Raw genomic sequence first — 25,295 nt, 5'->3', positions numbered from 1 at the left:
GCGGCATTAAGGGGAACAGGAAGCCCGACCAAAGCAGCGTTTCAGCGCGTGCCGAAAATCGCTGACCCCACACGCACGCTGGTGGCGCCAAAGGCGATGGCTGTCTCATAGTCGCCCGACATGCCCATGGAAAGTTTTTCGACGCCGCATTTGAGCGCAAGCTTTGCCAGCAGGGCGAAATGCGGCCCGGGATTTTCCTCGGCCGGCGGAATGCACATCAAACCTTCGATCGAAAGGCCGAGTTCGTCGCGGCAGAGGGCGACGAAGGCTGGCGTGTCGTCAGGAGCAATGCCGGCCTTCTGCGGTTCGAGCCCGGTATTGACCTGGACATAGAGCCGCAGCGCCTTGGCTTGCCACTTCATCTCCTCGGCAAGCGCGCGGGCGATCTTTTCCCGATCTACCGTCTCGATGACGTCGAAAAGTGCGACGGCATCCGCCGCCTTGTTTGATTGCAGCGGCCCGATCAGATGCAGCTCGATATCCTGATGCTCGGCCTTCAGCGCCGGCCACTTGCCCTGGCTTTCCTGCACCCGGTTCTCGCCGAAGACACGCTGCCCGGCTTCGATGGCCGGGCGGATCGCGTCCGCCTCGAAGGTCTTCGACACCGCGACCAGCTGAACGGAACCCGCCGGACGACCTGCCGCGCGTTCCCCGGCCGCAATTCGTGATCGCACGTCGTTCAACCGCTCTTGAAGTTCCATCGTTCTGCCTCGACTTACCAGCATGAAAGGATTGGCAATGAACTAACCAGCCAACCTGTGCTTGCCAAGACCCGCCTTCGCGAAATCGCTTGCGCGTGATCAAGATCGCACGCTTGCAGCGCCTGCAAAACTTGACGCTACGGTGGTTTCATGGTGAAGGTCTCGACCAACTCCCCTGATTTTCCGGAAATACGAATACCATGGCCACCGAACGTTATAATCCGCGCGATGCCGAGCCCCGCTGGCAGCAGAAATGGAATGAAGACAAGGTCTTCGAGACCGACAATGCCGATCCGCGCGAAAAATATTACGTCCTCGAAATGTTCCCCTATCCGTCGGGGCGCATCCATATGGGTCATGTCCGCAACTACGCCATGGGCGATGTCGTCGCCCGCTACAAGCGCGCCCGCGGTTACAACGTGCTGCATCCGATGGGCTGGGACGCCTTCGGCATGCCGGCGGAGAATGCCGCCATGGAGCGCGGCGTGCATCCCGCCTCGTGGACCTACCAAAACATCGGCTCGATGAAGGCGCAACTGAAGGCCATGGGTCTTTCGCTGGACTGGAGCCGCGAATTCGCCACCTGCGACGTCGAATATTATCAGCACCAGCAGCATCTCTTCCTGGATTTCCTGGAAAAGGGTCTGGTCTATCGCAAGCAATCGAAGGTCAACTGGGATCCTGTCGACAATACCGTGCTCGCCAACGAACAGGTGATCGATGGCCGCGGCTGGCGTTCCGGTGCGCTGGTCGAACAGCGCGAACTGACGCAATGGTTCTTCAAGATCACCGACTTCAGCCAGGATCTGCTGGACGCGCTGGATACGCTCGACCAGTGGCCGGAAAAAGTGCGCCTGATGCAGAAGAACTGGATCGGCCGTTCGGAAGGCCTGACGATCCGCTGGGAGATCGTGCCGGAAACGGCACCTGCCGGCGAGAGCGAAGTGACGGTCTATACCACCCGGCCGGACACGCTCTTCGGCGCTTCCTTCCTGGCAATCGCCGCCGATCATCCGCTGGCGAAGGATGCCGCCGCGAAGAACCCTGAGATCGACGCCTTCTGCGACGAGTGCCGCCGCGCCGGCACCTCGCTCGCAGCACTCGAGACCGCCGAAAAGAAGGGCATGGATACCGGTATCCGCGTCCGGCACCCGCTCGATCCTTCCTGGGAGCTGCCGGTCTATATCGCCAATTTCGTCTTGATGGATTATGGCACGGGCGCGATCTTCGGCTGCCCCTCGGGCGACCAGCGCGACCTTGATTTTGCACGCAAATATGGCCTGCCGGTGGTGGCCGTCGTCATGCCGAGGGATGGCGATGCGGCAAGCTTCTCCGTCGGCGACACGGCCTATGACGGCGATGGCGTGATGATCAATTCGCGCTTCCTCGACGGCAAGACGACTGAGGAAGCCTTCAATATCGTCGCCGATCGGCTGTCGGCTGCTTCGCTCGGCAATGCGCCGCAGGCCGAACGCAAGGTCAATTTCCGTCTGCGCGACTGGGGCATTTCCCGCCAGCGTTATTGGGGCTGCCCGATCCCGGTCATCCATTGCGATGATTGCGGTGTCGTGCCGGTGCCGAAGGCGGACCTGCCGGTCAAGCTGCCCGACGACGTCACCTTCGACCAACCGGGCAATCCGCTCGACCGTCATCCGACCTGGCGCCATGTCTCCTGCCCGAACTGCGGCAAGGATGCCCGCCGCGAGACGGATACGATGGACACCTTCGTCGATTCAAGCTGGTATTTCACCCGCTTCACCGCGCCCTGGGAAGACAAGCCGACCGATCCGGAGGCGGCAAACCGCTGGCTGCCGGTCGACCAGTATATCGGCGGCATCGAGCACGCGATCCTGCACCTGCTCTATTCCCGCTTCTTCACCCGCGCCATGCGCGAGACCGGTCACGTCGCCGCCACCGAACCTTTCAAGGGTCTCTTCACCCAGGGCATGGTGGTCCACGAAACCTATAGCCGCGGCGCAGGCGCCAGCCGCGAATGGGTGGCACCCGCCGATATCCGCATCGACGAACTTGACGGCAAACGCCGGGCTTTCCTGCTGACGAACAACGAGGAAGTCTCGATCGGCTCGATCGAGAAAATGTCTAAATCGAAGAAGAACGTCGTCGATCCTGACGATATCATTGCCTCCTACGGCGCCGATACCGCTCGTTTCTTCGTTCTGTCCGACTCCCCGCCGGAGCGCGATGTCATCTGGTCCGAGGCAGGCGTCGAGGGCGCTCATCGCTTCACCCAGCGTCTGTGGCGCCTGATTTCCGAAGCTGCGGACGCGCTCTCCGCCGTCGCACCTGCGCCGGCAACCGATGGGGAAGCCTTGTCAATCTCGCAGGCCGCCCACAAAACGCTGAAGGCTGTCCAGAACGACTATGACAAGCTCTGGTTCAACAAGGCCGTTGCCCGAATTTATGAACTCGTCAACGCGCTGGCCGCCCCGATGACAAGGGTTGCGGTGGGCGAGGGTGATGCCACCTACCGCGCGGCGGTACGCGATGCCGCCGAGATCCTGATTCAACTCGTCTCTCCGATGACGCCGCATCTGGCCGAGGAGTGCTGGGCCGCGCTCGGCAATGAAGGCCTGCTTGCCCGGTCAAGCTGGCCGCGATACGACGAAACACTCGTCATCGAAAACAATGTCGTCCTGCCGGTACAGATCAACGGCAAGAAACGCGCTGAATTGACAATTTCTCGCGATGCAGATCAGAATGCCGTCACCGACGCCGTGCTGGATCTGGATGCGGTGAAGAACGCGCTGAACGGACAAGCACCGAAGAAGATCATCGTGGTTCCCCAAAGGATTGTAAACATTGTCGTCTGATATCGCTTGCAAGCTGGCCCGCAATGCCGGCATCGCCGTGATCCTTGCCTCGGCGGCTTTTCTTTCCGCCTGCCAGGTCCGACCGCTTTACTCCGAGAGTTCCGGTGTCGTCGAAAAGCTTTCCTCGGTCGGCTTTTCCCCAGCAAGCAGCCGCGTCGAGCAGCAGGTGCGCAATCGCCTCATCTTCCTTGCGTCGCGCGGTGCCGGTGAAGCGGTAAACCCGCAATATCAGGTTGAGATTCGCGCTACCACGTCTGTTGCCGACACACTCCTGACGGATTCGACGGATACGTCGCGCGCTGGCCGTGTGACCGTCAGCGTCACCTACACGCTGCGTTCGGCGACCGACAATCACGTCATCAGGGCCGGCAGCCGCGCGACCACGGCGCTGGTGGATTTCTCCGAACAGGAATTCGCCAAGCAGCGTGCGATCCGTGATGCCCAGAACCGCGCGGCGGATCAGGTGGCGGAATTCGTGGGAGCCGATATCGCCGCTGCCCTCAGCCGCTGAGGGCGGAGATGTGGCAGAGATAAAATCCCACGAATTCGAGACTTTCCTGCAGAAATCGGCACGGAACTATCGGATTTTCGTCATCTACGGGCCGGATCGCGGCCTCGTTTCCGAACGGGCAAGCCTGCTCGCAGCCAGGAGCGGTGTTGCTCTCGATGATCCCTTCTCCCTGACGAAGCTCGATATCGGCGACCTGCAGAAAGACCCCGGTCGGTTGGTCGACGAGGTCCAATCGATCGGTCTGTTCGGCGGTGAGAAACTGATCTGGATCCGTGGTGCTGCCAACGAGAAATACCTCGTCGATTCCCTGGCGCTGCTGGCCGAAAAACCGCTCGAAGCCGCGTCTCTGATTGTGGAGTCCGGTGACCTCAAGAAAGGTTCCCTGCTGCGCAAGACCGCAGAAGCCGCACGATCCGTCATGACGATCCCGTCCTACGCCGATGACAGCCGCGCCTTGAATGCATTGATCGATACCGAGCTCGGTGCAGAGAAGCTCGGCATTACGCCGGCCGCGCGACAAGCGCTAATCGCGTTGATCGGCGGCGACAGGATCGCTTCCCGAAACGAGGTGCGCAAACTTGCTCTTTACTGCCGGGGCTTCGATACGGTCGAAGAACATCACGTTACCGAAATAATCGGCGACGCCAGCGCCATCTCGGTTGACGACGCCGTCGATGCCATCCTCGGCGGTGATCTCAACGCTTTTCTGCACGCCATGCAAAAAATCACCAGCTCGAAAACCGCAATCTTTCTCGTTCTGCAGGCATGCCTGAAGCAATTCCAACTTCTGGATTCGATGCGTGCCGAAATGGATGAAAAACGGCTGCAGCCGCCTCAGATCATGCAGACGATGGGGCGGCATCTGCATTTCCGCCGCAAGCCGATCATCGAACAGGCGCTGCGCCAGTGGACCGCGGAAAGCATCGCCCGTGAATCCAATCGTTTACAGGCCGCTATTCTGCAAAGCAGACGGCGACAGGTGCTGGAGGATAGCGTCGCGATGCAAACGCTTCTGTCCACCACCCTTCAATCCGGCCGGAAATCCGCCTGACCAGTGCACGTCGGCCCAAAAATCATGGCCGATTTTCGGAAAGCACGATAGGTTGTTTCAAGGAGTTAGAGCGTCGGTGCTCTAACGCCTCTCGAGCAAGCGGCAGATTTCCTCGAGCTGCTCTAGCGACTTATAGGAAATTTTGATCTGGCCGCCGCTTGCCTTGTGATTGATCGCAACATCAAGGCCGAGCGCATCGGAAAGTGTCCGTTCCAGCGCCAGCGTGTCGGAATCTTTCTGATCTCGCCGCAAGGCCGTCTGCTGCGGCTCCGATTGGGCCTTGATATTGTTTTGCGCCAGCTTTTCCGCATCACGCACCGACATGCCCTTGGCAACAATCGTACGGGCAAGACCTGCCGGGTCGGATGTTGAAACCAAAGCGCGCGCGTGCCCAGCCGATAGGCTGCCGGCAGCAAGCAGATCTCGCACCGAATCAGGCAACTTCAACAGGCGCAACGAGTTGGCGACATGACTGCGGCTCTTCCCGATGATTTCGCCGAGGTCGTTCTGGGTGTAGCCGTATTCCGCGATCAGCTGCTCATAACCCAAGGCCTCTTCGAGGGCATTGAGATCCGCGCGCTGCACGTTTTCGACAATCGCGATTTCCAGTGCCGTCTTATCATCCACATCACGAATAATGACGGGAATCTCGATCAGCCCGGCAAGCTGAGCTGCGCGCCAGCGTCGTTCGCCGGCAATGATCTCATATCGATCCCGCGACATCGTCCGCACAACAATCGGCTGAACGATACCGTGTTGACGAATGGAGCTTGCGAGATCGTGCAGCTCCGAGTCATCGAAGAACCGACGGGGATTGCGGGGGTTGCGGCTGACGAACTCGATCGGAATCATTCGGTCGGCGCTGATAGTCCGCTCGGCTTCCACCGGGACAGGCTGATCCATTTCACCAATCAGCGCCGCAAGGCCGCGGCCCAATCGCCTCTTTGATACATCGTCATTCATGATCTACACTCACCTACACCCCTAAAATGATATCACGCGGCCAGTCTTTGGCGTTCTCGCTGGATGACCTCGGAGGCCAGCTGCAGATAGGCCTGACTGCCCGCGCACTTCAAGTCATAGAGAATAGCCGGCTTACCGTAGGACGGAGCCTCGGAAACCCGGACGTTGCGCGGAATTAACGTGTGGTAAACCTTGTCCCCGAGATGCGTACGCACGTCGTTCACAACCTGCTGGGCAAGATTGTTGCGCGCATCGAACATCGTCAAGACGATACCCTGAATATCCAGACTCGGGTTAACCGTTCGCCGAACCTGGCTGACGGTCTCAAGCAGCTGGCTCAACCCTTCCAGCGCAAAGAATTCACATTGCAGCGGCACTAAGACCGAATGCGCCGCCGCCATGGCATTCATCGTCAGCAGATTGAACGACGGCGGGCAATCCAGAAGAATATAAGAAAACGCCATGGCTTCGGGCGAAGACAGCGCTTTCCGCAATTTGAACACCCGATCGCTCTGCTGTGAGATTTCCATCTCGATGCCGAGAAGATCCATCGTCGACGGGACGATAAACAGATTAGGAACCGCTGTTTCAAGAGTCACGTCGGGAATCCCACGATCACCGACCATCAGATCGTAGGAGGACAGCTTGCGATCACGACGATCGATACCGAGGCCGGTGCTGGCATTGCCCTGCGGATCGAGATCGACGATCAAGACGCGCTCGCCGATGGCAGCAAGCGCCGTTGCCAGATTGATTGCCGTGGTCGTCTTGCCAACGCCACCCTTCTGATTTGCGATGGTGATAATCCGATGTCGTTCGCCAGCCATTGCCGCAATATCCGATCTGTTAAACCAAGCGCCGGAGATTTGATACTTCCAAAATAACAGATTCCTGCTCGACGGCGCTCTTATGTTCTAGCAGATCGAATTCCCACCGACCACGTGCTTTGTCGATTTCCCTTCGGTAATCCCGGCCTTTATGGAAGAAGCCACGACAATTTTCCCTGCCAAGCATCCAGGGCGATGAATATCCGATGAGCCCATCAAGATCGGCAAGGGCACGCGCTGAAATCGCACCACATTCGCCAATCTCCGTATAAGCATCTTCGATTCGAATGCTATGGACGCTCCCGCGCGCATGTGTCTCCCGCAGCGCCGTCCGCAGAAACGCTGCCTTTTTATGGTTGCTTTCAACCAGATGGACCCATCCTCCTTTCAGCTCGGCCAGAAAGATCGCCGTAATAACGCCGGGAAAGCCGCCCCCACTGCCGAGGTCAACCCAGGTAGTCGGTTGAGGATGGATCTGAAAGAGCTGGCTGCTATCAGCGATGTGCCGGTGCCATAGATCATCGAGTGTCGACGGCGCCACCAGATTGATTGCCTTTGCCCACTTCTGAAACAGCGCTGCAAAGTGCTGCAACCGCTCCTGTGTTTCACGTGAAACACGCAAACCGTTTAATTCCATTCTGAAAGACTCTCAAATTTGGTAATCAAGCGCTCTGGCGCTCGGCAGAGGATAGTCGACGCAGGTGCACGAGCAGCAGTGCGATTGCTGCCGGCGTCATCCCTTCGACGATTGCAGCCTGGGCAATATTGAACGGACGGGCAGCGCCGAGCTTGACCTTCAGCTCGTTCGAGAGACCGGACAGTGCGTCATAGTTGAAATCAAGCGGTATCTGCCGCTCCTCGTCGCGTTGCTGATCGGCAATCGCCGAGGCTTGTCGATCGAGATAAACCGAATACCCGGCCTCGATTTCCAGCGCTTCTGCGACTTTCGGTCCAATCATGCCGAGCTGCTCCGGCCAAACATGCCGGAGCGCGGCGAAATCATAATTCGGATAGGACAGCAAATCATACGCGGTTCGGCGCTGCCCATCGAGATTGATATTCAAGCCAGCGCGACGCGCCTCATTCGGGGTAACCGCCAGCGATTGTAACAGCGCCCGACTGGTTTCGACCTCTGCCTGATAGGATGTGAATCGCTGCACTCGTGCGTCGCTGACGCAGCCAAGCCGCATGGCCAGCGGCGTCAAGCGCATATCGGCGTTGTCAGCTCGCAAAGTCAGCCGATACTCCGCACGCGAAGTAAACATTCGATACGGTTCCGTAACGCCTCGTGACGTGAGATCGTCGATCATGACGCCAATATAGGAACTCGTCCGACTGAAATGAAACGGATCCGAATCGCTGCTGCGCAATGCGGCATTCAGCCCGGCTGCCAATCCCTGCGCTGCCGCCTCTTCATATCCGGTGGTGCCATTAATCTGGCCGGCGAGAAACAGGCCTCTCAGCCGTTTAACCTCCAGCGATGGAGTAAGCTCCCTCGGATCGACATGATCATATTCGATCGCATAGCCCGGTTGCAGTATTGTTGCGGCCTCGAGGCCGGGAATGGTTTTGATGAAGTCGGCCTGGACCTCTGCAGGCAAGGAGGTAGAAATCCCGTTCGGATAAACCGTGTCATCGTCCAGTCCCTCGGGTTCGAGAAAGACCTGATGTCCATCCCGCTCTCCGAATTTCACCAGCTTGTCTTCGATCGACGGGCAATAACGAGGCCCGACGCCTTCGATTTGCCCGGAATACATTGCCGAGCGCATGATGTTGTCGACAATGATGCGGTGGGTCGCTTCGGTCGTCCTGGTGACCCCGCATTCGATCTGTGGCGTGGTGATCGCGTCTGTCATGAAGGAGAAGGGGACAAGCTCCTCGTCCGCTCCCTGTCGACCAATGGATTGCCAATCGATCGTCCTTCCGTCCAGCCGGGCGGGTGTGCCGGTCTTCAGGCGCCCCAGCCGCAGTCCCAATCGGGCGAGGGTCACAGACAATCCGATCGACGGCGCTTCACCGACACGTCCGGCCGGTGTCTTTTCCGACCCGATATGAATAAGACCGCGGAGAAAGGTCCCAGTGGTCAAAACCACCGCCGGCGCTTTCAGGGTTCGACCATCCTTCATGATCACGCCGGCGACGCAGCCATCGACAACGTCCAGATCAAACGCATCGCCTTCGATGATATCCAGGTCCGGCGTCGCTTCGATCGCCGCCAGCATTGCCAGGCGATAAAGCTTTCGATCGGCCTGTGTTCGCGGTCCTCGGACAGCCGCACCTTTCTTCCTGTTGAGCATCCTGAATTGAATGCCTGCAACATCGGCGACGCGACCCATCAGGCCATCCATCGCATCGATCTCCCGAACAAGATGGCCCTTGCCCAGCCCACCAATCGCCGGATTACACGACATGACCCCGATCGTGTCTCGTCTATGCGTAATCAGAGCGGTTTTCGCCCCGAGACGCGCAGCTGCGCTGGCAGCCTCCGACCCCGCATGGCCTCCACCGATCACAATCACATCGAAGACATTATCCGTCATTCAAGACTCCATATCCGGCAGGCGTTTCACGTGAAACCGTGCAGACCTTTGGCTCTAAAGGTTTCACGTGAATCATTTGCCAATACAAAATTCGGAAAAGATGACCCCGAGCAATTGTTCGACATCCACTCGTCCGGTAATTCTGCCCAAATACTCCGCGGCAACTCGCAGCTGCTCGGTCCGCAGTTCAAGATTCACATCCGGCCGCGATATGGCCGCATCAACCGCCGCTAAACATTTCGCTAGCGAATCTTTATGCCGCTGCCGGCTGGGAATTGCCATAGACAGGCCGGCAAAACGTCTCTCGACGATGTCGCCGATCAACTGCCGCAATTCCGGCAGACCGTCACCCGTCGCCGTGGAAATCTGCAGATCATAACGACCCGAAGTGACTTCGGTCAGATCCTTCTTTGTTCCGACAGTAACATGCGAAGAGGACTGCTCCAAGTCATCGGGAATCAGAGGTTTCGTCATGTCCACCAGCAACAGGACTAGATCGGCATCACGGAGTGCTACGCGCGCGCGCCGCACCCCTTCCATTTCGACTTTGTCGTCCGCCTCGCGAAGACCCGCAGTGTCATAGAGCTTGATCAGGTAACCATCAATATCGAGATCAACCTGCAGGACATCGCGGGTGGTTCCGGCAATCTCCGTCACGATTGCCACGTCTCGACGCGCCAAAGCGTTCAACAGGCTCGACTTTCCAGCATTCGGAGCGCCGGCGATGACCACCTTGAAGCCGTCTCGGATGATCTCGCCGGCCAAAGCCGCCGCCAGGTGATCCGCGATATCGCTGCGCAGCTTCGCCATATCGGCCCAGACCACATCCGATACCGACCCTGGAACGTCGTCCTCGTCCGGGAAATCAAGCTCCGCCTCGATCAGCGCTCGGGCGCGCGTTAATCGTTCCGCCCACGAATCGTAAATTGCCGACAGCCCGCCTGCGCTCTGTTCGGCCGCAAGGCGTCTCTGCATTTCTGTCTCGGCGCCAATCAGATCGGCCAGCCCTTCCACCTCAACGAGATCAAGCTTGCCGTTCTCGAAAGCCCGGCGGGAGAACTCACCCTCAACCGCCATCCGAACACCCGGAATATCGCCAAGCGCGTGAAACAGCGCCGCCAGCACGGCTCTGCTTCCGTGGATCTGCAGCTCAGCAACATCCTCGCCGGTAAACGAATTCGGAGCAGGAAAAAACATCACCAGGCCGCTATCGATCGGATGATTGTTACGAGTCCGAATCGTTCGGTAAGACGCATGCCGGGCCGCCGGAACGGAACCGACGAGCTTCACCAATATGTCTCTGGTCAGCGGGCCGCTGATTCGAACGACTGAGACCCCCGAAGGCGGCGCACCGCTTGATAGCGCATATATGGTGTCACTCAACATGGCCATATCGCTTGGTCCATTGGAATCGAAATCGATTCCTCTCAAATAGAAAAGCTGGCGACATCGTGATGATGCCTCCAGCTCTTATACGGTGAATCCGGCTAAGGATCAGGTATTCATCGATTCGAAGAAGTCGGAATTGTTCTTCGTCTGCTTGAGCTTGTCGATAAGGAATTCGATCGCATCGGTCGTGCCCATCGGAGCCAGGATGCGGCGGAGCACGAAGATCTTCTGCAGATCCTGGCGCGGAACGAGAAGGTCCTCCTTGCGCGTGCCGGACTTCAGAATGTCCATGGCCGGGAAAATACGCTTATCGGCGACCTTGCGGTCGAGGACAATTTCCGAGTTGCCCGTGCCCTTGAATTCTTCGAAGATCACTTCGTCCATGCGGCTGCCGGTATCGATCAGCGCGGTCGCGATGATCGTCAAAGAGCCGCCTTCCTCGATGTTACGCGCCGCGCCGAAGAAGCGCTTCGGCCGCTGCAGAGCGTTGGCGTCCACACCGCCGGTCAGGACCTTGCCTGACGAGGGAACGACCGTGTTATAGGCACGGCCCAGGCGCGTGATCGAATCGAGCAGGATGACAACGTCGCGTCCGTGTTCGACAAGCCGCTTGGCCTTCTCGATGACCATCTCCGCCACCTGCACGTGACGCACGGCCGGTTCGTCGAAGGTCGAGGAGATAACCTCGCCGCGAACCGAGCGTTGCATGTCGGTCACTTCTTCGGGGCGTTCATCGATCAGCAGGACGATCAGATAGCACTCCGGATGATTGGCGGTGATCGAATGCGCGATGTTCTGCAGCAACACGGTTTTGCCGGTGCGCGGTGGTGCGACGATCAATCCACGCTGGCCCTTGCCGAGCGGCGCCACCAGGTCGATCACACGCGGCGACAGATCCTTGGTGGTGGGAATATCGAGTTCCATCTTGAAGCGCTCATTCGGATAGAGCGGCGTCAGATTGTCGAAATGAACCTTGTGACGGATCTTTTCCGGATCGTCGAAATTGATGGTGTTGACCTTGAGCAGCGCAAAATAGCGCTCGCCTTCCTTCGGCCCACGGATGGGCCCCTCGACCGTATCGCCGGTTTTCAGCGAGAAACGGCGGATCTGCGACGGCGAGATATAAATATCGTCCGGGCCAGGCAGGTAGTTCGCATTGGGCGACCGCAGGAAGCCGAAACCGTCCTGCAGCACTTCGACGACGCCTTCGCCGATGATTTCGACATCCTGGCTGGCAAGCATCTTGAGGATCGCAAACATCAGCTCCTGCTTGCGCATCGTGCTTGCATTCTCGACCTCGAGCGATTCGGCAAATGCCAGCAGATCCGTCGGGGATTTACTCTTAAGTTCCTGAAGCTTCATTTCAGCCATGAAGTGACCAATACTCTTTTCAATTTCAAAGGGGAAAGGCGATGTTGGGTCGTATTCGGTACCGCGAAAGGGCTCGCAGACGACTGAACTCTACACACATGCCACGTAGATGAGGTGCGCGGAAAATAGCGACTCGCAATCGTTGCCGCAAGAGGGCTGCTTAAAATGAAGCAAATTTAACCTGAGGACGATTTTCCTCAGAACGGCTTCACCACGACGAGGATGACGATCAGGATCATCAGCACCGTCGGCGCCTCGTTCATGAACCGCCAATAGCGTGCGGAGCGACGGTTTTCATCCCGCTCGAAGGCCCTGACGGCGCGGCTGAAAAACACATGAACACCGGTCAGCAGTAGGACGAGACCGATCTTGGCATGCAGCCAGCCGCCGTGGAATCCATAAACCGACCAGGCGAGATAGAGGCCGAAAATCCACGTCAACATCATCGCCGGCGTCATGATGATCCGAAGCAGCCGGCGCTCCATCACCTTGAAGGTTTCTGATTGCACCGAGCCAGGCTCCGCATCGGTGTGATAGATGAACAGCCTCGGCATATAAAACAGCCCAGCCATCCAGGAAATGACCGCGATGATATGCAGCGCCTTGATCCAGAGGTAGAGATTATCGGGGTTCCAGGCAAAAAGCCCGATCGCCATCAGCGCAAAGAAGGCCAGCGCAAAATGAGCCCGGCGCCGGGCGTAAGCGCCAGACCTCCGATCGGTCTGCTTTTCCATCGTCACGCCCCGCCTCGCACACGATCCACCAACAGACGCACATGCTCGGGATCGGCCTGCGGTGTAATGCCGTGACCGAGATTGAAGATCAGCGGACCATTGCCGAGATGCTGCAGAATATCGTCGATGCCTTCCTCCAGCGCCCGGCCGCCGGCAACGACCCGCATCGGATCGAGGTTGCCCTGAACCGGTCCGTCTTTCTGAAGTTCGGCTGCAAAGGCCAGCGGGACCGACCAGTCGAGGCCGATCGCATCTGCGCCCGTCTTCTGGCGATAGGTCTTGAGCTGATAGCCGGCGCCCTTGGCAAAAGCGATGATGCGAGCATGCGGCCGTCGCGATTTGACCGAAGCAATCATCCGCGCAACCGGCCTCATCGCAAACGCCTCGAACTCCTTCTCGCCGAGAACACCTGCCCAGGAATCGAAGATCTGCACGGCATCGGCGCCGGCATCGATCTGGGCGACGAGATAATCGGCCGATACGTCGGCAAGCAGCATCAGCAGATGCTCGAAAGCGCGGGCATGCTTGTAGGCGAAGAGACGGGCAGGGGCCTGATCCGGCGTGCCGTGACCGGCAATCATGTAGGTCGCAACCGTCCATGGCGCCCCGCAGAAGCCGAGCAGCGTCGTCTCCACTGGCAGTTCTTCACGCAGCCGCCGTACCGTCTCTAGAACCGGCCTGAGATAATCGACAACCTCTTCACCGTTCAAACTGCCGATCCCGGCTTCATCGATCGGATCCATCTCCGGGCCATGGCCCTCGGTGAACCGGACATTCCGCTTCATTGCGTCTGGAATGACCAGGATATCGGAAAACAGAATGGCCGCATCGAAGCCATAGCGGCGGATCGGCTGCAATGTCACTTCGACGGCGTGCTCAGGCGTATAGCAGAGATCGAGAAAACTCCCTGCCTTTGCCCGTGTCTCCCGATATTCCGGAAGATAGCGTCCTGCCTGTCTCATCAGCCAGAGAGGAGGAGGGGAAAGGCTCTCGCCACTCAAAACCCTCATGATCTTTCGGCGCGTATCGCTCAACCGCTTCTTCCCTATAAAAAAACAAAGATATTTTAAAAGGTTTCTATTTCTTAGAGTCGGTGACTATCAAGGATTAAAATCCATCCACCGCCGATGCCATTTGTCGCGCGCCTGCAAAAGAACATAGGAGGGATTCGTCGATCTCGTCTGAATCTCGGGAAGAATCCGAATCTGAAAATGATTCCAAATCCTTCCGGACCGGCCATTTTTCTCATCGCTGTGGATAAGCTGTGGACCAGCTTTCAGGAAACAGATCCCTTCCCCATCGTCCACAGGGCCAATCGAAACCAATCCGCAGAATCCGAAATGTGGATAAGGAGGCATGTTTTCCCTTGCCGGAGACTGCCTCGCCGCCGTAGCTCTGTTTCATCCAGTCTTTTCAACAGGCAGCGGAAAATAGCGTGGAGAACAGAACGAACTACTTTCATCTGCATCTGATTTCTGACTCAACGGGAGAGACTCTGATCTCCGCCGGGCGCGCCGCGTCGGCGCAGTTCAGATCGGCTCAGCCGATCGAACATGTTTATCCGCTGATCCGCAATCGCAAGCAGCTGCTGCCGGTTCTGCAGGCGATCGATGACGCCCCCGGCATCGTGCTCTACACCATCGTCGACCGGGAGCTTGCGAGCCTGATCGATGAACGCTGCATCGAGATGGGCGTCGCCTCGGTGAATGTGCTGGAGCCGGTGATGAATGCCTTCCAGATCTATCTCGGCGCCCCGTCGCGCCGTCGGGTCGGGGCCCAGCATGTGATGAATGCCGGCTACTTCGCGCGCATCGAAGCGCTGAATTTCACCATGGATCACGATGACGGCCAGATGCCCGACGATTACAACGACGCCGATGTCGTGATCATCGGCATCAGCCGGACGTCGAAAACACCGACCAGCATCTATCTTGCCAACCGAGGCATCAAGACGGCGAACATCCCGATCGTCTATGGCGTGCCATTGCCCGAGAGCCTCTTCGTCGCGAGCAAACCGCTGATCGTCTGCCTGATCGCCACCACCGACCGTATTTCCCAGGTGCGGGAAAACCGGGTGCTCGGGGTAACGCAGGGTTTCGATCGCGAACACTACACCGATCGCGCCGCGATTTCCGAGGAGCTGAAATATGCCCGCTCGCTTTGCGCCCGTCATAACTGGCCGCTGATCGACGTCACCCGCCGCTCTATCGAGGAAACAGCCGCGGCAATCGTTGCCCTGCGGCCGAAGCTGCGCTAAGCGCTGACGAAAAGCCGGCACGCCGAGGAACCCATGACGCCGAAACTCATCCTTGCATCGTCGAGTCCCTTTCGCCGGATGCTGATGGAAAATGCCGGTCTGTCCTTCGAGGCGCATTCCGCAAGGATCGATGAACGGGCCGTCGAAGCGCCGCTGGAAAAAGCCGGCACTAAGCCTGATGCCGTGGCCCTCGTCCTGGCCAGGGCCAAGGCCGAGGAAGTCAGCAGCCGCTTTCCGGATGGCCTGGTCATCGGTTCGGATCAAACGATGTCGCTCGGCGACAGTGTCTTCCATAAGCCGAAGGACCTGGCTGACGCGGCTAGCCACCTTCAAGCTCTTTCCGGCGTAACCCACCGATTGAACAGCGCCGTTGCCATCGTCAGCGACGGCGTGGTCTTGTGGGAACATCTCGCGCATGCGGAACTGACGATGCGACCGCTGACGGCGGAGTTCATCGCCAGACATCTGGCGCGGGTTGGCGAACGGGCGCTTTCCAGCGTCGGCGCCTATCAATTGGAGGGGGAGGGCATTCAGCTCTTCGAAAAGATCGAGGGTGACTATTTCACCATTCTCGGCCTGCCGATGCTGCCGCTCCTAAAAAAATTGCGAGAACTCGGAGCAATCGATGGGTGATTCACGTGAAACATTCAGGCCGAAAGCATTTGTCACGGGCTTTCCCATCAAGCATTCGCGCTCACCACTGATCCACGGATATTGGCTGAAGACACTCGGCCTGCCAGGCAGCTACAGCGCTCATGAAGTGGCACCCGAGGCCTTTGCCGACTTCATTCACGCGTTGAAGGATGGCAGTTCCGGCTTTACCGGAGGCAATGTCACCATTCCTCACAAGGAATTGGCGTTCCGGCTCGCCGACAAGCCGGACGCACTATCGCGCGAACTCGGCGCCGCGAACACGCTCTGGCGGGAGGATGGCGCCCTGCATGCGACGAATACCGACGGTCGTGGCTTCATCGCCAATCTCGACGAACGCCATCCCGGCTGGGACCGGCATGGCACGGCTGTTGTCTTTGGCGCCGGCGGCGCCAGCCGGGCGATCATCCAGGCGGTCCGTGACCGCGGTTTCAAGGAGATCCACGTCGTCAACCGCACCGTCGAACGCGCGCGTGAACTCGCGGATCGTTTTGGCCCGCGTGTCCAGGCTCATCCGGCCGGGGCGCTTGCCGAAGTGATGAGAGGGGCCGGCCTCTTCATCAATACCACCTCGCTCGGCATGGACGGCGAGCCGGCGCCGCAACTCGATTTCTCGCCACTTGCGGCCGATGCCATCGTCACCGATATCGTTTATGTGCCCTTGAAGACGCCGATCCTGGCCCAAGCGGAAGAGCAAGGACTTCCCATCGTCGATGGTCTCGGCATGCTCTTGCACCAGGCTGTGCCCGGATTCGAGAAATGGTTCGGCCAGCGTCCCATCGTCGATGCGGCGCTGCGTGCGCTCATCATCACGGATATGGACGCACACTGATGCTGAAGATCGGCCTTACCGGCTCTATCGGAATGGGAAAATCGACGGCGGCAAAGCTCTTCGCCGATGCCGGAATCCCGGTGAACGATTCGGATGCCGCGGTCCACGATCTCTATGCCGGCGAGGCTGCACCCCTGGTGAATGCCGCTTTCCCCGGCACGATGAAGGATGGAGCAGTCGACCGGCGTGAACTCGGCCGCCAGCTCGCTCTTGATCCTGACGGCTTCAAACGCCTGGAAGCGATCGTCCATCCGCTGGTTCGCAAACGCGAGACGGAATTTCTCAAGCGACAACGCGACGCCGGCGCCGACATGGTATTGCTCGATATTCCATTACTTTTCGAAACCGGCGCCGAGGCAAGAGTGGATGTCATCGTCGTCGTCAGCACTGATCCACAGATTCAGCGCCAAAGGGTGCTTGCGCGCGAAGGCATGACCGAGGAAAAATTCGACATGATTCTCTCACGCCAGACGCCGGACTCGGAAAAGCGGCGCCGGGCCGATTATCTGATCGACACCAGTCACAGTATCGCGACGACGAGGGAACGGGTGTTCGAGATCGTCGCCGACCTGAAAACGCGGATTGCCAAGGGAGATTTCCGGAATGCGTGAGATCATCTTCGATACGGAAACAACCGGCCTCGACAACCGCGCCGACCGCATCATCGAAATCGGTGGCATCGAGCTCTTCAATCACTTCCCCACGGGCAACACGATCCATATCTTCATCAATCCTGGAGATCAGAAGGTTCATCCGGATGCGCTGGCCGTGCACGGCATTACCGATGAATTCCTGAAGGACAAGCAGCCTTTCGCCGAGGTTGCCGAACAAATCCTTACCTTCTTCGGCGATGCGAAGTGGATTGCCCATAACGCCACCTTCGATATGGGCTTCATCAACGCGGAATTCGCGCGGATCGGTTTACCGCCAATCCTGCCGGAACGGGTGCTCGATACGCTGTCGATGGCGCGGCGCAAACATCCGATGGGGCCGAATTCGCTCGATGCGCTTTGCCGGCGCTACGGCATCGATAATTCGCACCGCACCAAACACGGCGCGCTGCTCGACTCCGAACTGCTTGCCGAAGTCTATATCGAGATGATCGGCGGCAGACAGGCGGCCCTTGGCCTCGGCATGGTCGGCAAATCCAACCAGGCAGCTCGCGGTGAGATGGGGATGGAAGACGACGTGGTGATTGCCGCCGTGCTCGAGCGGCCCCGGCCGCTCGCCCCGCGCCTCAGCCAAACCGAGGAGCAGGCGCATGAGGCGCTCGTCGCCAAGCTCGGTGAAAAAAGCGTTTGGGCAAAATACGCCAGCCTCGATTAAACCAGTCCTCAATTGAAAATGCCCGGGACCAGCCCGGGCATCCGCATTTCAGACAAGAAAGAGCCGGTCAGTTCGGAACGGCCTGAACCTTGGCGCGGGCCTGTTCTTCGGCAACGCGCTGAGCGAACATCTGCGTGAAGTCGATCGGGTCGATCATCAGCGGCGGGAAACCACCATTGCGGGTGACGTCGGCGATGATCTGACGGGCGAAGGGGAAAAGCATGCGCGGGCACTCGATGAAGAGAACCGGCAGCATGTGTTCCTGCGGGAAACCGGCAACGCGGAAAACGCCGCCATAGGTGAGTTCGGCATGGAAAACCGTCTTGTCGCCGTCCTTGGCTTCGGCATTCAGCGACAGCACGACATCGAAATCCGTATCGGAAAGCGGGTTGGCGTTGACGTTCACATTGATGTTGATCGTCGGCGCCTTGTCGCGGGCCTGCAGCGAACGCGGCGCACCCGGATTTTCGAAGGACAGATCCTTGGTATATTGCGCAAGGATCGAAAGGGTGGGGTTGGCCGCACCGTTGCTGTTGTTATCGTCTGCCATTGGCTTTTCCTCGAGGGGCATGGGAATGGTGCCGCCATCTAACATTTCAGGGAAGGGCTTACAACCCTGGGCGTTTGGCTCGGTTGATCAGCCGCAGTGCCTCAATCGCCAAGATGCTTGCCGGACCACGGCGAGTTGCGATCCGGCTCTCTATGATAGTCCTCCTCGTCGAGATCGACCACCTTCGAGTTCGGCTTGCGGTCGCGGAAATCGGGTTGCGGGCTGGCAGAAGAGCCGCCTTTGGCATTGACGACGACGAAGCGTTTGGCGATCGCCCGCCAGACGAGATCGCGCACCGGCGGAATGAGAATGAGAATCGCGATGATATCGGTGAGGAAGCCAGGAATGATCAGGAGCAGCGAGGCGATGACGTTCATCGCCGGCCGCAGCAGGTCGCGGCCCGGCATCACCCCATTTCGTCCTTCGCTCGACATGCGGCGCAAAATACCGATTCCCTGCCGGCGCAGCAGAACCACGCCAAGAACGAAACCCAGCATGACGAGAACAAGCGTCAGCCACAATCCGATAGCCTGGCCGACGACGACGAAACCGGCAATTTCGGCGAACGGCAGCAGCAGAATGAAGGCTGGCAGGATCGAAAAACGCATGTCGGTCATGTCCCGGGCTCGCCGGTCTCCTCTTGGCGATGGCGAAGATGCCAGCCATCATTTGAATCATCTGTATAGGCAGACTATATGGGAGTACAAATCAGAGATGTTAACGGCGGCTGCGATACGATATGAGTTCGAACGACTTCATCACATTATTTTTCCTGGTGGCGGCTGTGCTGATTTTCTTTCAGCTCCGCTCCGTGCTCGGGCGCCGTACAGGAAATGAGAAGCCGCCGCGCGATCTCTATACGCCGCGGGATGCGGCTCCGGCCGAAGCCGCTGATGCCGGCAAGGTCGTGACGCTGCCGCGGCGTGATGCGACGACGGAGGATGAGGATCGCTTCGCCGCCATCGATGCTTTCGCGGCGCCCGGAACGCCGCTCAACGAATCGCTGCGTGCGCTGAACAAGGCCGATCCCGCCTTCAGCCCGAAGGAGTTTCTGAACGGCGCCCGCATGGCTTACGAGATGATCGTCATGGCCTATGCCGATGGCGACCGGAAAACACTGAAAAACTTGCTGTCCCGCGAAGTCTATGACGGCTTCGATGCGGCGATCGGCGAGCGCGAAGCCCGGGGCGAGAAGGTGAAGTCCACTTTCGTCGGCATCGACAAGGCTGAGATCACCCATGCGGAGACCAAGGGCAGCGAAGCACAGATCACCGTGCGCATTGCCAGCCAGCTGATATCGGCCACTTACGACAAGGCCGACGTTCTGATCGAGGGCGACGCTGAAAACGTCGCCGAGGTCAATGACGTCTGGACCTTCGCCCGCGACACCCGCTCGCGCGATCCGAACTGGAAACTTGTGGCGACCGAATCGGAACATGAGTGACCACGCATCGGACTTCGTCCTGCAGGCCATAAGCTTCGACACTCTGGAAGGCTGGAAGGATGATGATCCCTCCGGCCTTTTTGAAGTCATGCAAAGCTGTCGGCGGCAAATCACCGATGTCAAACCGTACCGCACCGGATCGCTTGGCCTGAGCTCGGAAGACCTGCTTCCGCTTCTCGCCGCCGCCGAAGATTTCACTCCGTCCTCTCCGGAATCGGCGCGCGCTTTTTTCGAGATGCACTGTCGGCCCTTTCTGATTCGCCGCAACGACGGCAATTCCGGCTTCGTCACCGCCTTCTACGAACCTGATATCGACGTGTCTGAGCGTCCGGACGAAATTTTCCGTTTTCCTTTCTACCGGCGTCCGGACGATCTGATCGATCTCGATGACGCCAATCGCCCCGCCGGGTTCGACAAGGCCTATGCTTTCGGCCGTCTGCAGAAGGGCCACGTCACTGCCTATCCGGACCGTTGCGCCATCGATCAGGGATTTCTCGAGGGCCGCGGCCTCGAAATCGCCTGGGCGAAGTCGAAGGTCGATGTCTTCTTCGTGCATGTACAAGGTGCCGCCCGCCTGCGTTATGAGGATGGTCGTATCGGCCGCATCACCTATGCCGCGAAGGCCGGCCATGCTTTCTCGGCGATCGGCAAGCTGCTGATCGAGCGCGGCGAGATCGATCGGGCGGAGATTTCGATGCAGGCGATCCGTGCCTGGCTGGCGCGCAATCCCGAGCGCGTCGACGAAGTACTATGGCATAACCGCTCTTATATTTTCTTCCGTGAAGCGCCGGTTACCGATCCGCAGGCCGGTCCGATCGCGGCCGCTAAGGTGCCGCTTCTCGCCGGCCGCGCGCTTGCGGTCGACCGGATGATCCATACCTTCGGCTTTCCCTTTTTCATTCGCGCCGAAAGCCTCACCCATCTCGACCAGGGCCGACCGTTCCGCAGGCTGATGCTGGCGCTCGATACCGGTTCGGCGATCGTCGGGCCGGCGAGGGGTGATATCTTCACCGGCTCGGGGGATATCGCCGGGGAAAGTGCCGGCACGGTCCGCAACGAGGCCGATTTCGCCATCCTCATTCCCAATGCCGCCGCCGGAAGATTCGACTGATGGCCGGGGATCGCAAGCTGAGTGCGGATGAGAGGATCCTCTGGGGCAAGGTCGCCCGCAGCACGCGGCCGATGCCCGGCAAGGCGGGGGCGTTGACCGAACTCGATGCCTTTCTTGCCGAAGCCGAAGCGGCGGCCGAACGGGAGCAGGAAAAGCAGACGCCCGCCACACCCACGGCGCCGCAGCCGGCAGTACCGTCCACGGTGAAGCCATCGGCCGGGGTGCATCATCCGCTGGAAAAGCCGGTCAAGCGGAAGATCGCCAAGGGTCGTCTGGCGCTCGAAGCGCGGATCGACCTGCACGGGTTGGTGCAGAGCGAGGCCCATGCCATCCTTCTCGATTTCCTGATCCGCGCCCATGAGCGCGGCATGCGCCATGTGCTGGTCATTACGGGCAAGGGCAGCTCGATGGGCAGCGAGGGCGCGCTGAAGCGGGCCGTGCCTCTCTGGTTCTCGAAGCCGGAATTCCGCTACCTGATCTCCTCCTATGAACCGGCCGCACAGCATCATGGCGGTGAGGGCGCGCTCTACATTCGCCTGTCGCGGCGGCATGGGGAAAGGCCATGACACCCTTCGGAGAGGCGGTTCGCAGGTTGCGGGCGCGCAAGGGCGTCTCGCAGAAGGAGATGGCGGAAGCGCTGAATGTCTCCCCTGCCTATCTCTCGGCGCTCGAACATGGAAAGCGTGGTTTGCCGACATTCGATCTGCTGCAGCGCATCGCCGGCTACTTCAACATCATCTGGGATGAGGCCGAGGAACTGTTCCTGCTCGCCCGCTCGTCCGACCCGCGTGTCGTGATCGACACCTCCGGCCTGCCCCCCGAATATACCGAATTTGCCAACCGGCTGGCCCGTCGGATTCGCAACCTTGACAGCGCTGAGATAGGCCGGCTATCGGCTCTTCTCGAAAATGGCGGAAAAGGCGACGGAAAAGCGTCATAATCCCCTGTTTTATGCCTTGTTTTAGGGACTTGCCATTGGGAAGTGGGTTCAAAAAACCTATATACGAGAGTGAAGAAAGCCGGTGATTCGCAAGGCGCGCCGCAGCTTTACGACAACAGGGAAAATCTCGACAGAATGAGCGATACATCCGCGACGGAAAACGGCGTAAGCACCGAATATGGCGCAGATTCCATCAAGGTTCTGAAGGGCCTCGATGCCGTGCGCAAACGCCCCGGCATGTATATCGGCGATACCGACGACGGCTCCGGCCTGCATCACATGGTCTATGAAGTCGTCGACAACGCGATCGACGAAGCGCTTGCCGGCCATGCCGACATCGTCACCGTCACCCTCAATCCGGATGGCTCGGTGACCGTCACCGACAATGGTCGCGGCATCCCGACGGACATTCACACCGGTGAAGGCGTGTCGGCGGCCGAAGTCATCATGACGCAGCTTCATGCCGGCGGTAAGTTCGACCAGAATTCCTACAAGGTTTCCGGCGGCCTGCACGGCGTCGGCGTCTCCGTCGTCAACGCGCTGTCCGTCTGGTTGAAGCTGAAGATCCGCCGTCACGACAAGATCCATGAAATGAGCTTCACCCATGGCGTGGCCGATGCTCCGCTGAAGGTTACGGGCGACGCGCCGAATGAAACCGGCACGGAAGTGAGCTTCATGCCGAGCACCGACACCTTCACCATGACGGAGTTCGACTACGGCACGCTGGAGCATCGCCTTCGCGAGCTCGCCTTCTTGAATTCAGGCGTCCGCATCCTGCTGACCGACAAGCGTCATTCCGATATCAAGCAGGAAGAGCTGCGTTATGACGGCGGCCTCGAGGCTTTCGTTGCCTATCTGGACCGCGCCAAGAAGTCGCTCGTCGACAAGCCGGTTGCCATCCGCGGCGAAAAGGACGGCATCACCGTCGAAGTCGCGATGTGGTGGAACGACAGCTATCATGAGAACGTGCTGTGCTTCACCAACAACATTCCCCAGCGCGACGGCGGCACGCATATGGCCGGCTTCCGAGCGGCGCTGACGCGCCAGGTCGTTTCCTATGCCGACAGTTCCGGCATCACCAAAAGGGAAAAGGTGACGCTGCAGGGCGAAGATTGCCGCGAAGGCCTGACGGCGGTTCTGTCGGTCAAGGTGCCGGATCCGAAATTTTCCTCGCAGACCAAGGATAAGCTCGTCTCCTCGGAAGTCCGTCCTGTTGTCGAAAGTCTCGTCAACGAGGCGCTGAACACCTGGTTCGAAGAACACCCAAGCGAAGCCAAAATCCTCGTCGGCAAGGTCGTCGAGGCCGCCGCCGCACGCGAAGCGGCCCGCAAGGCCCGCGAATTGACCCGCCGCAAGGGCGCACTCGATATCGCTTCGCTGCCGGGCAAGCTCGCCGACTGCTCCGAGCGTGATCCGACAAAATCCGAAGTCTTCCTTGTCGAGGGCGATTCTGCCGGCGGCTCGGCCAAGCAGGGCCGCTCGCGCGAGAACCAGGCGATCCTGCCGCTGCGCGGCAAGATCCTGAACGTCGAACGTGCTCGTTTCGACAAGATGCTGTCGAGCCAGGAAATCGGCACATTGATCACCGCGCTCGGTACCGGCATCGGCAAGGACGAGTTCAATGTCGAAAAGCTGCGCTACCACAAGATCATCATCATGACGGACGCCGATGTCGACGGCGCCCATATCCGCACCCTGCTGCTGACCTTCTTCTTCCGCCAGATGCCGCAACTGATCGAGCGCGGTCATCTCTATATCGCCCAGCCGCCGCTCTATAAGGTCTCGCGCGGCAAGTCGGTGCAGTATCTGAAGGATGAGAAGGCGCTCGAAGAATATCTCATCAGCCAGGGCCTGGAAGATGCTTCGCTGAGGCTCGGTAGCGGCGAGGTTCGCGCCGGCCAGGATCTGCGCGAGGTCATCCTCGATGCCCTGCGTATGCGCGCGCTGCTCGACAATCTCCATTCTCGCTATAATCGTTCCGCCGTCGAACAAGCGGCGATTGCCGGCGCGCTCAATGCCGAGCTCGCCAGCGACCCGGCGAGAGCGCTGGCGCTGGCAAACGAAGTGGCTGGACGCCTCGACATCATCGCCGAGGAAACCGAACGCGGCTGGCAGGGCGATCTGACCAGCGATGGCGGACTGCGCCTCGAGCGCATGGTCCGCGGCGTCAGGGAACTCGTGGTGCTCGACATGGCGCTAATCGGCTCCTCGGATGCCCGTCATATCGACCAGCTGACGGCACGCCTCAAGGAAATCTATCAGACGCCGCCGTCGCTGCATCGCCGCGAAGGCGACATCGAAATCTCCGGCCCGCGTGCCCTGCTCGACGCGATCTTCGCAAGCGGCCGCAAGGGCCTCACCATGCAGCGCTACAAAGGTCTTGGCGAGATGAATGCCGAGCAGCTCTGGGAAACGACGCTCGATCCGAATGTGCGCTCGCTGCTGCAGGTCAGGGTCAACGACGCCACCGACGCCGACGGTCTCTTCGCCCGTCTGATGGGTGACGAAGTCGAGCCGCGGCGCGAATTCATCCAGGACAATGCGCTGAGCGTTGCAAACCTCGATATCTAATTGATATTTCAGAAATAAATGGCCCCGCTATCCTTGAGGATGGCGGGGCTTTAGTTTGCCCGATATCTGCTTGGCCTTTGGCTCCGCTCAATTCGCGACGAAGCGCCCGTTGAAGGCGACCTCGGAGAGCGGCTTGCGCTGGCTGGGGAATTCGCGTGCCTGATTGCGTTCGGAAAGAACGCTCTTGTCGGCCAGGCGGCCGATGGCGACGCCTGCTTCGACCCGGTATCCCTCGGGAATGGCGAAAGCCTGCCTGATCTCCTCATGCTTGATGCCGCCCATGCCATGGGCGTAAAGGCCGGAGAGGCGCGCCTGGATCGCCAGATGCCCCCATGCCGCACCGGCATCGAAGGAATGGGTGTAGCTCGGCTTTTCCTCAGCCGAGCCGACGGCCCCGGTGAACGCACGCGACACGACGAAGATCAGCGCCGATGCATGCCTGGCCCATTCCTGGTTGGCGTCGACGAGCAATGCGACGAATTTCTCCCAATGCTCCGAACCCTTGAGGCCATAGATGAAGCGCCAGGGCTGCTGGTTGGCCGAGGACGGCGCCCAATGGGCGGCGTCGAGCAGACCGAGCAGCTGCGCTTCCTCGATGATTTCGCCGGTGAAGGCGCGCGGCGACCAGCGGTCAAGAAACATCGGATCGATCGAATATTCCGATTCGCGACTATTGCTCTTCGTCATGCTTGTTC

The 25,295-nt window shown here is 59.4% G+C and carries 25 protein-coding genes; 13 read left to right on the top strand and 12 right to left on the bottom strand.

Annotation, left to right across the window (positions count from 1 at the left end; translation table 11 throughout):
* Window positions 1–41: 41 nt before the first annotated feature.
* The gene (locus OLZ32_RS34545) at window positions 42–701 is read right to left on the bottom strand and encodes a YggS family pyridoxal phosphate-dependent enzyme (RefSeq protein ID WP_017989854.1); all 660 of its coding nucleotides are present in this window, start codon (window positions 699–701) and stop codon (window positions 42–44) included.
* 200 nt (window positions 702–901) lie between these two features.
* Between OLZ32_RS34545 and leuS the strand changes: the two genes are divergently transcribed.
* Genes leuS through holA form a run of 3 tightly spaced genes read left to right on the top strand, consistent with a single transcriptional unit; the run spans window position 902 to window position 5,094 of the window.
* Entirely contained in the window at window positions 902–3,532 is a 2,631-nt protein-coding gene (leuS, locus tag OLZ32_RS34540) for a leucine--tRNA ligase (RefSeq protein ID WP_264424779.1), read from the top strand.
* The gene (gene lptE / locus OLZ32_RS34535; protein WP_264396462.1) at window positions 3,522–4,043 is read left to right on the top strand and encodes an LPS assembly lipoprotein LptE; all 522 of its coding nucleotides are present in this window, start codon (window positions 3,522–3,524) and stop codon (window positions 4,041–4,043) included. The genes leuS and lptE overlap by 11 nt, the downstream gene beginning before the upstream one ends.
* 10 nt (window positions 4,044–4,053) lie before the next feature.
* Window positions 4,054–5,094: a DNA polymerase III subunit delta gene (gene holA / locus OLZ32_RS34530; protein ID WP_003544052.1), complete on the top strand. Its 1,041-nt coding sequence runs from the start codon at window positions 4,054–4,056 to the stop codon at window positions 5,092–5,094.
* Between the two features lie 81 nt (window positions 5,095–5,175).
* Here the strand turns inward: holA and OLZ32_RS34525 are convergent, their stop codons facing one another.
* From OLZ32_RS34525 to hemE, 8 genes are all read right to left on the bottom strand, one after another.
* Window positions 5,176–6,057, bottom strand: coding sequence for a ParB/RepB/Spo0J family partition protein (locus OLZ32_RS34525; protein ID WP_264424778.1), 882 nt, complete (start codon window positions 6,055–6,057; stop codon window positions 5,176–5,178).
* A 32-nt stretch (window positions 6,058–6,089) separates the two neighbouring features.
* Complete coding sequence (locus OLZ32_RS34520; RefSeq protein ID WP_003544055.1) at window positions 6,090–6,884, bottom strand: ParA family protein; 795 nt, start codon at window positions 6,882–6,884, stop codon at window positions 6,090–6,092.
* A gap of 19 nt (window positions 6,885–6,903) precedes the next feature.
* Window positions 6,904–7,521 (bottom strand): 16S rRNA (guanine(527)-N(7))-methyltransferase RsmG, encoded by a 618-nt coding sequence (gene rsmG, locus OLZ32_RS34515; RefSeq protein WP_003544069.1) that lies wholly within the window; start codon window positions 7,519–7,521, stop codon window positions 6,904–6,906.
* A 25-nt stretch (window positions 7,522–7,546) separates the two neighbouring features.
* Window positions 7,547–9,424, bottom strand: coding sequence for a tRNA uridine-5-carboxymethylaminomethyl(34) synthesis enzyme MnmG (gene mnmG / locus OLZ32_RS34510; protein ID WP_264424776.1), 1,878 nt, complete (start codon window positions 9,422–9,424; stop codon window positions 7,547–7,549).
* Window positions 9,425–9,496: 72 nt separating this feature from the next.
* Window positions 9,497–10,816: a tRNA uridine-5-carboxymethylaminomethyl(34) synthesis GTPase MnmE gene (gene mnmE, locus OLZ32_RS34505; protein ID WP_264424775.1), complete on the bottom strand. Its 1,320-nt coding sequence runs from the start codon at window positions 10,814–10,816 to the stop codon at window positions 9,497–9,499.
* Between the two features lie 102 nt (window positions 10,817–10,918).
* Window positions 10,919–12,184, bottom strand: a complete 1,266-nt coding sequence (rho, locus tag OLZ32_RS34500) for a transcription termination factor Rho (protein WP_003544076.1) — start codon at window positions 12,182–12,184, stop codon at window positions 10,919–10,921.
* 197 nt (window positions 12,185–12,381) lie between these two features.
* Window positions 12,382–12,918, bottom strand: a complete 537-nt coding sequence (gene hemJ, locus OLZ32_RS34495) for a protoporphyrinogen oxidase HemJ (protein WP_264396467.1) — start codon at window positions 12,916–12,918, stop codon at window positions 12,382–12,384.
* A gap of 2 nt (window positions 12,919–12,920) precedes the next feature.
* A complete protein-coding gene (gene hemE, locus OLZ32_RS34490; protein ID WP_264396468.1) occupies window positions 12,921–13,952 on the bottom strand; it encodes a uroporphyrinogen decarboxylase in 1,032 nt (343 codons plus the stop codon).
* A gap of 401 nt (window positions 13,953–14,353) precedes the next feature.
* Here hemE and OLZ32_RS34485 point away from each other — a divergent pair, with 401 nt between their 5' ends.
* The 5 genes from OLZ32_RS34485 to dnaQ are packed head-to-tail and all read left to right on the top strand — an operon-like array spanning window position 14,354 to window position 17,984.
* A complete protein-coding gene (locus OLZ32_RS34485) occupies window positions 14,354–15,175 on the top strand; it encodes a pyruvate, water dikinase regulatory protein (RefSeq protein ID WP_264424774.1) in 822 nt (273 codons plus the stop codon).
* A gap of 33 nt (window positions 15,176–15,208) precedes the next feature.
* Complete coding sequence (locus OLZ32_RS34480; RefSeq protein ID WP_003544081.1) at window positions 15,209–15,808, top strand: Maf-like protein; 600 nt, start codon at window positions 15,209–15,211, stop codon at window positions 15,806–15,808.
* A complete protein-coding gene (locus OLZ32_RS34475; protein ID WP_264424772.1) occupies window positions 15,801–16,658 on the top strand; it encodes a shikimate dehydrogenase in 858 nt (285 codons plus the stop codon). The genes OLZ32_RS34480 and OLZ32_RS34475 overlap by 8 nt, the downstream gene beginning before the upstream one ends.
* Window positions 16,658–17,269 carry a dephospho-CoA kinase gene (gene coaE, locus OLZ32_RS34470; RefSeq protein ID WP_017989863.1) on the top strand — a complete coding sequence of 204 codons (612 nt, stop codon included), beginning with the start codon at window positions 16,658–16,660 and terminating at the stop codon, window positions 17,267–17,269. The genes OLZ32_RS34475 and coaE overlap by 1 nt, the downstream gene beginning before the upstream one ends.
* Window positions 17,262–17,984: a DNA polymerase III subunit epsilon gene (dnaQ, locus tag OLZ32_RS34465; RefSeq protein ID WP_017989864.1), complete on the top strand. Its 723-nt coding sequence runs from the start codon at window positions 17,262–17,264 to the stop codon at window positions 17,982–17,984. The genes coaE and dnaQ overlap by 8 nt, the downstream gene beginning before the upstream one ends.
* A gap of 67 nt (window positions 17,985–18,051) precedes the next feature.
* On the opposite strand, the gene secB is transcribed toward dnaQ, so the two are convergent.
* Window positions 18,052–18,534, bottom strand: coding sequence for a protein-export chaperone SecB (gene secB, locus OLZ32_RS34460; RefSeq protein ID WP_003544086.1), 483 nt, complete (start codon window positions 18,532–18,534; stop codon window positions 18,052–18,054).
* Between the two features lie 101 nt (window positions 18,535–18,635).
* Window positions 18,636–19,142 (bottom strand): FxsA family protein, encoded by a 507-nt coding sequence (locus OLZ32_RS34455; RefSeq protein ID WP_319641148.1) that lies wholly within the window; start codon window positions 19,140–19,142, stop codon window positions 18,636–18,638.
* A gap of 131 nt (window positions 19,143–19,273) precedes the next feature.
* On the opposite strand from OLZ32_RS34455, the gene OLZ32_RS34450 reads away from it, so the two are divergent.
* The 5 genes from OLZ32_RS34450 (at window position 19,274) to gyrB (ending at window position 24,600) form a co-directional block, all read left to right on the top strand.
* On the top strand, window positions 19,274–19,978 hold the full coding sequence (locus OLZ32_RS34450) for a Tim44/TimA family putative adaptor protein (protein WP_003544090.1): 705 nt from the start codon (window positions 19,274–19,276) through the stop codon (window positions 19,976–19,978).
* On the top strand, window positions 19,971–21,089 hold the full coding sequence (mltA, locus tag OLZ32_RS34445) for a murein transglycosylase A (RefSeq protein WP_003544093.1): 1,119 nt from the start codon (window positions 19,971–19,973) through the stop codon (window positions 21,087–21,089). The genes OLZ32_RS34450 and mltA overlap by 8 nt, the downstream gene beginning before the upstream one ends.
* Window positions 21,089–21,655 carry a Smr/MutS family protein gene (locus OLZ32_RS34440; protein ID WP_003544095.1) on the top strand — a complete coding sequence of 189 codons (567 nt, stop codon included), beginning with the start codon at window positions 21,089–21,091 and terminating at the stop codon, window positions 21,653–21,655. Before mltA ends, OLZ32_RS34440 begins: the two co-directional genes overlap by 1 nt.
* A complete protein-coding gene (locus OLZ32_RS34435; RefSeq protein ID WP_003544097.1) occupies window positions 21,652–22,029 on the top strand; it encodes a helix-turn-helix domain-containing protein in 378 nt (125 codons plus the stop codon). Before OLZ32_RS34440 ends, OLZ32_RS34435 begins: the two co-directional genes overlap by 4 nt.
* 135 nt (window positions 22,030–22,164) lie before the next feature.
* Window positions 22,165–24,600: a DNA topoisomerase (ATP-hydrolyzing) subunit B gene (gene gyrB / locus OLZ32_RS34430; protein ID WP_026160061.1), complete on the top strand. Its 2,436-nt coding sequence runs from the start codon at window positions 22,165–22,167 to the stop codon at window positions 24,598–24,600.
* 87 nt (window positions 24,601–24,687) lie between these two features.
* Here the strand turns inward: gyrB and OLZ32_RS34425 are convergent, their stop codons facing one another.
* Entirely contained in the window at window positions 24,688–25,287 is a 600-nt protein-coding gene (locus tag OLZ32_RS34425) for a nitroreductase family protein (RefSeq protein ID WP_003544099.1), read from the bottom strand.
* Window positions 25,288–25,295: the final 8 nt, after the last annotated feature.

Source organism: Rhizobium acaciae (genome assembly GCF_025941625.1).
In the GTDB taxonomy this organism is placed as follows: Bacteria; Pseudomonadota; Alphaproteobacteria; order Rhizobiales; family Rhizobiaceae; genus Rhizobium; species Rhizobium acaciae.
The sequence above is the reverse complement of the archived record's forward strand: the minus strand, read 5'-3'. Positions and strand labels throughout refer to the sequence as shown.

What these genes read in the sequence shown, in the direction of transcription:
- OLZ32_RS34545 (WP_017989854.1), bottom strand. Translation starts at nt 701, where the DNA reads ATGGAACTTCAAGAGCGGTTGAACGACGTGCGATCACGAATTGCGGCC.
- leuS (WP_264424779.1), top strand. Translation starts at nt 902, where the DNA reads ATGGCCACCGAACGTTATAATCCGCGCGATGCCGAGCCCCGCTGGCAG.
- OLZ32_RS34525 (WP_264424778.1), bottom strand. Translation starts at nt 6,057, where the DNA reads ATGAATGACGATGTATCAAAGAGGCGATTGGGCCGCGGCCTTGCGGCG.
- OLZ32_RS34520 (WP_003544055.1), bottom strand. Translation starts at nt 6,884, where the DNA reads ATGGCTGGCGAACGACATCGGATTATCACCATCGCAAATCAGAAGGGT.
- rsmG (WP_003544069.1), bottom strand. Translation starts at nt 7,521, where the DNA reads ATGGAATTAAACGGTTTGCGTGTTTCACGTGAAACACAGGAGCGGTTG.
- mnmG (WP_264424776.1), bottom strand. Translation starts at nt 9,424, where the DNA reads ATGACGGATAATGTCTTCGATGTGATTGTGATCGGTGGAGGCCATGCG.
- mnmE (WP_264424775.1), bottom strand. Translation starts at nt 10,816, where the DNA reads ATGGCCATGTTGAGTGACACCATATATGCGCTATCAAGCGGTGCGCCG.
- rho (WP_003544076.1), bottom strand. Translation starts at nt 12,184, where the DNA reads ATGGCTGAAATGAAGCTTCAGGAACTTAAGAGTAAATCCCCGACGGAT.
- hemJ (WP_264396467.1), bottom strand. Translation starts at nt 12,918, where the DNA reads ATGGAAAAGCAGACCGATCGGAGGTCTGGCGCTTACGCCCGGCGCCGG.
- OLZ32_RS34480 (WP_003544081.1), top strand. Translation starts at nt 15,209, where the DNA reads ATGACGCCGAAACTCATCCTTGCATCGTCGAGTCCCTTTCGCCGGATG.
- OLZ32_RS34475 (WP_264424772.1), top strand. Translation starts at nt 15,801, where the DNA reads ATGGGTGATTCACGTGAAACATTCAGGCCGAAAGCATTTGTCACGGGC.
- coaE (WP_017989863.1), top strand. Translation starts at nt 16,658, where the DNA reads ATGCTGAAGATCGGCCTTACCGGCTCTATCGGAATGGGAAAATCGACG.
- dnaQ (WP_017989864.1), top strand. Translation starts at nt 17,262, where the DNA reads ATGCGTGAGATCATCTTCGATACGGAAACAACCGGCCTCGACAACCGC.
- secB (WP_003544086.1), bottom strand. Translation starts at nt 18,534, where the DNA reads ATGGCAGACGATAACAACAGCAACGGTGCGGCCAACCCCACCCTTTCG.
- OLZ32_RS34455 (WP_319641148.1), bottom strand. Translation starts at nt 19,142, where the DNA reads ATGCGTTTTTCGATCCTGCCAGCCTTCATTCTGCTGCTGCCGTTCGCC.
- OLZ32_RS34450 (WP_003544090.1), top strand. Translation starts at nt 19,274, where the DNA reads ATGAGTTCGAACGACTTCATCACATTATTTTTCCTGGTGGCGGCTGTG.
- mltA (WP_003544093.1), top strand. Translation starts at nt 19,971, where the DNA reads ATGAGTGACCACGCATCGGACTTCGTCCTGCAGGCCATAAGCTTCGAC.
- OLZ32_RS34440 (WP_003544095.1), top strand. Translation starts at nt 21,089, where the DNA reads ATGGCCGGGGATCGCAAGCTGAGTGCGGATGAGAGGATCCTCTGGGGC.
- OLZ32_RS34435 (WP_003544097.1), top strand. Translation starts at nt 21,652, where the DNA reads ATGACACCCTTCGGAGAGGCGGTTCGCAGGTTGCGGGCGCGCAAGGGC.
- gyrB (WP_026160061.1), top strand. Translation starts at nt 22,165, where the DNA reads ATGAGCGATACATCCGCGACGGAAAACGGCGTAAGCACCGAATATGGC.
- OLZ32_RS34425 (WP_003544099.1), bottom strand. Translation starts at nt 25,287, where the DNA reads ATGACGAAGAGCAATAGTCGCGAATCGGAATATTCGATCGATCCGATG.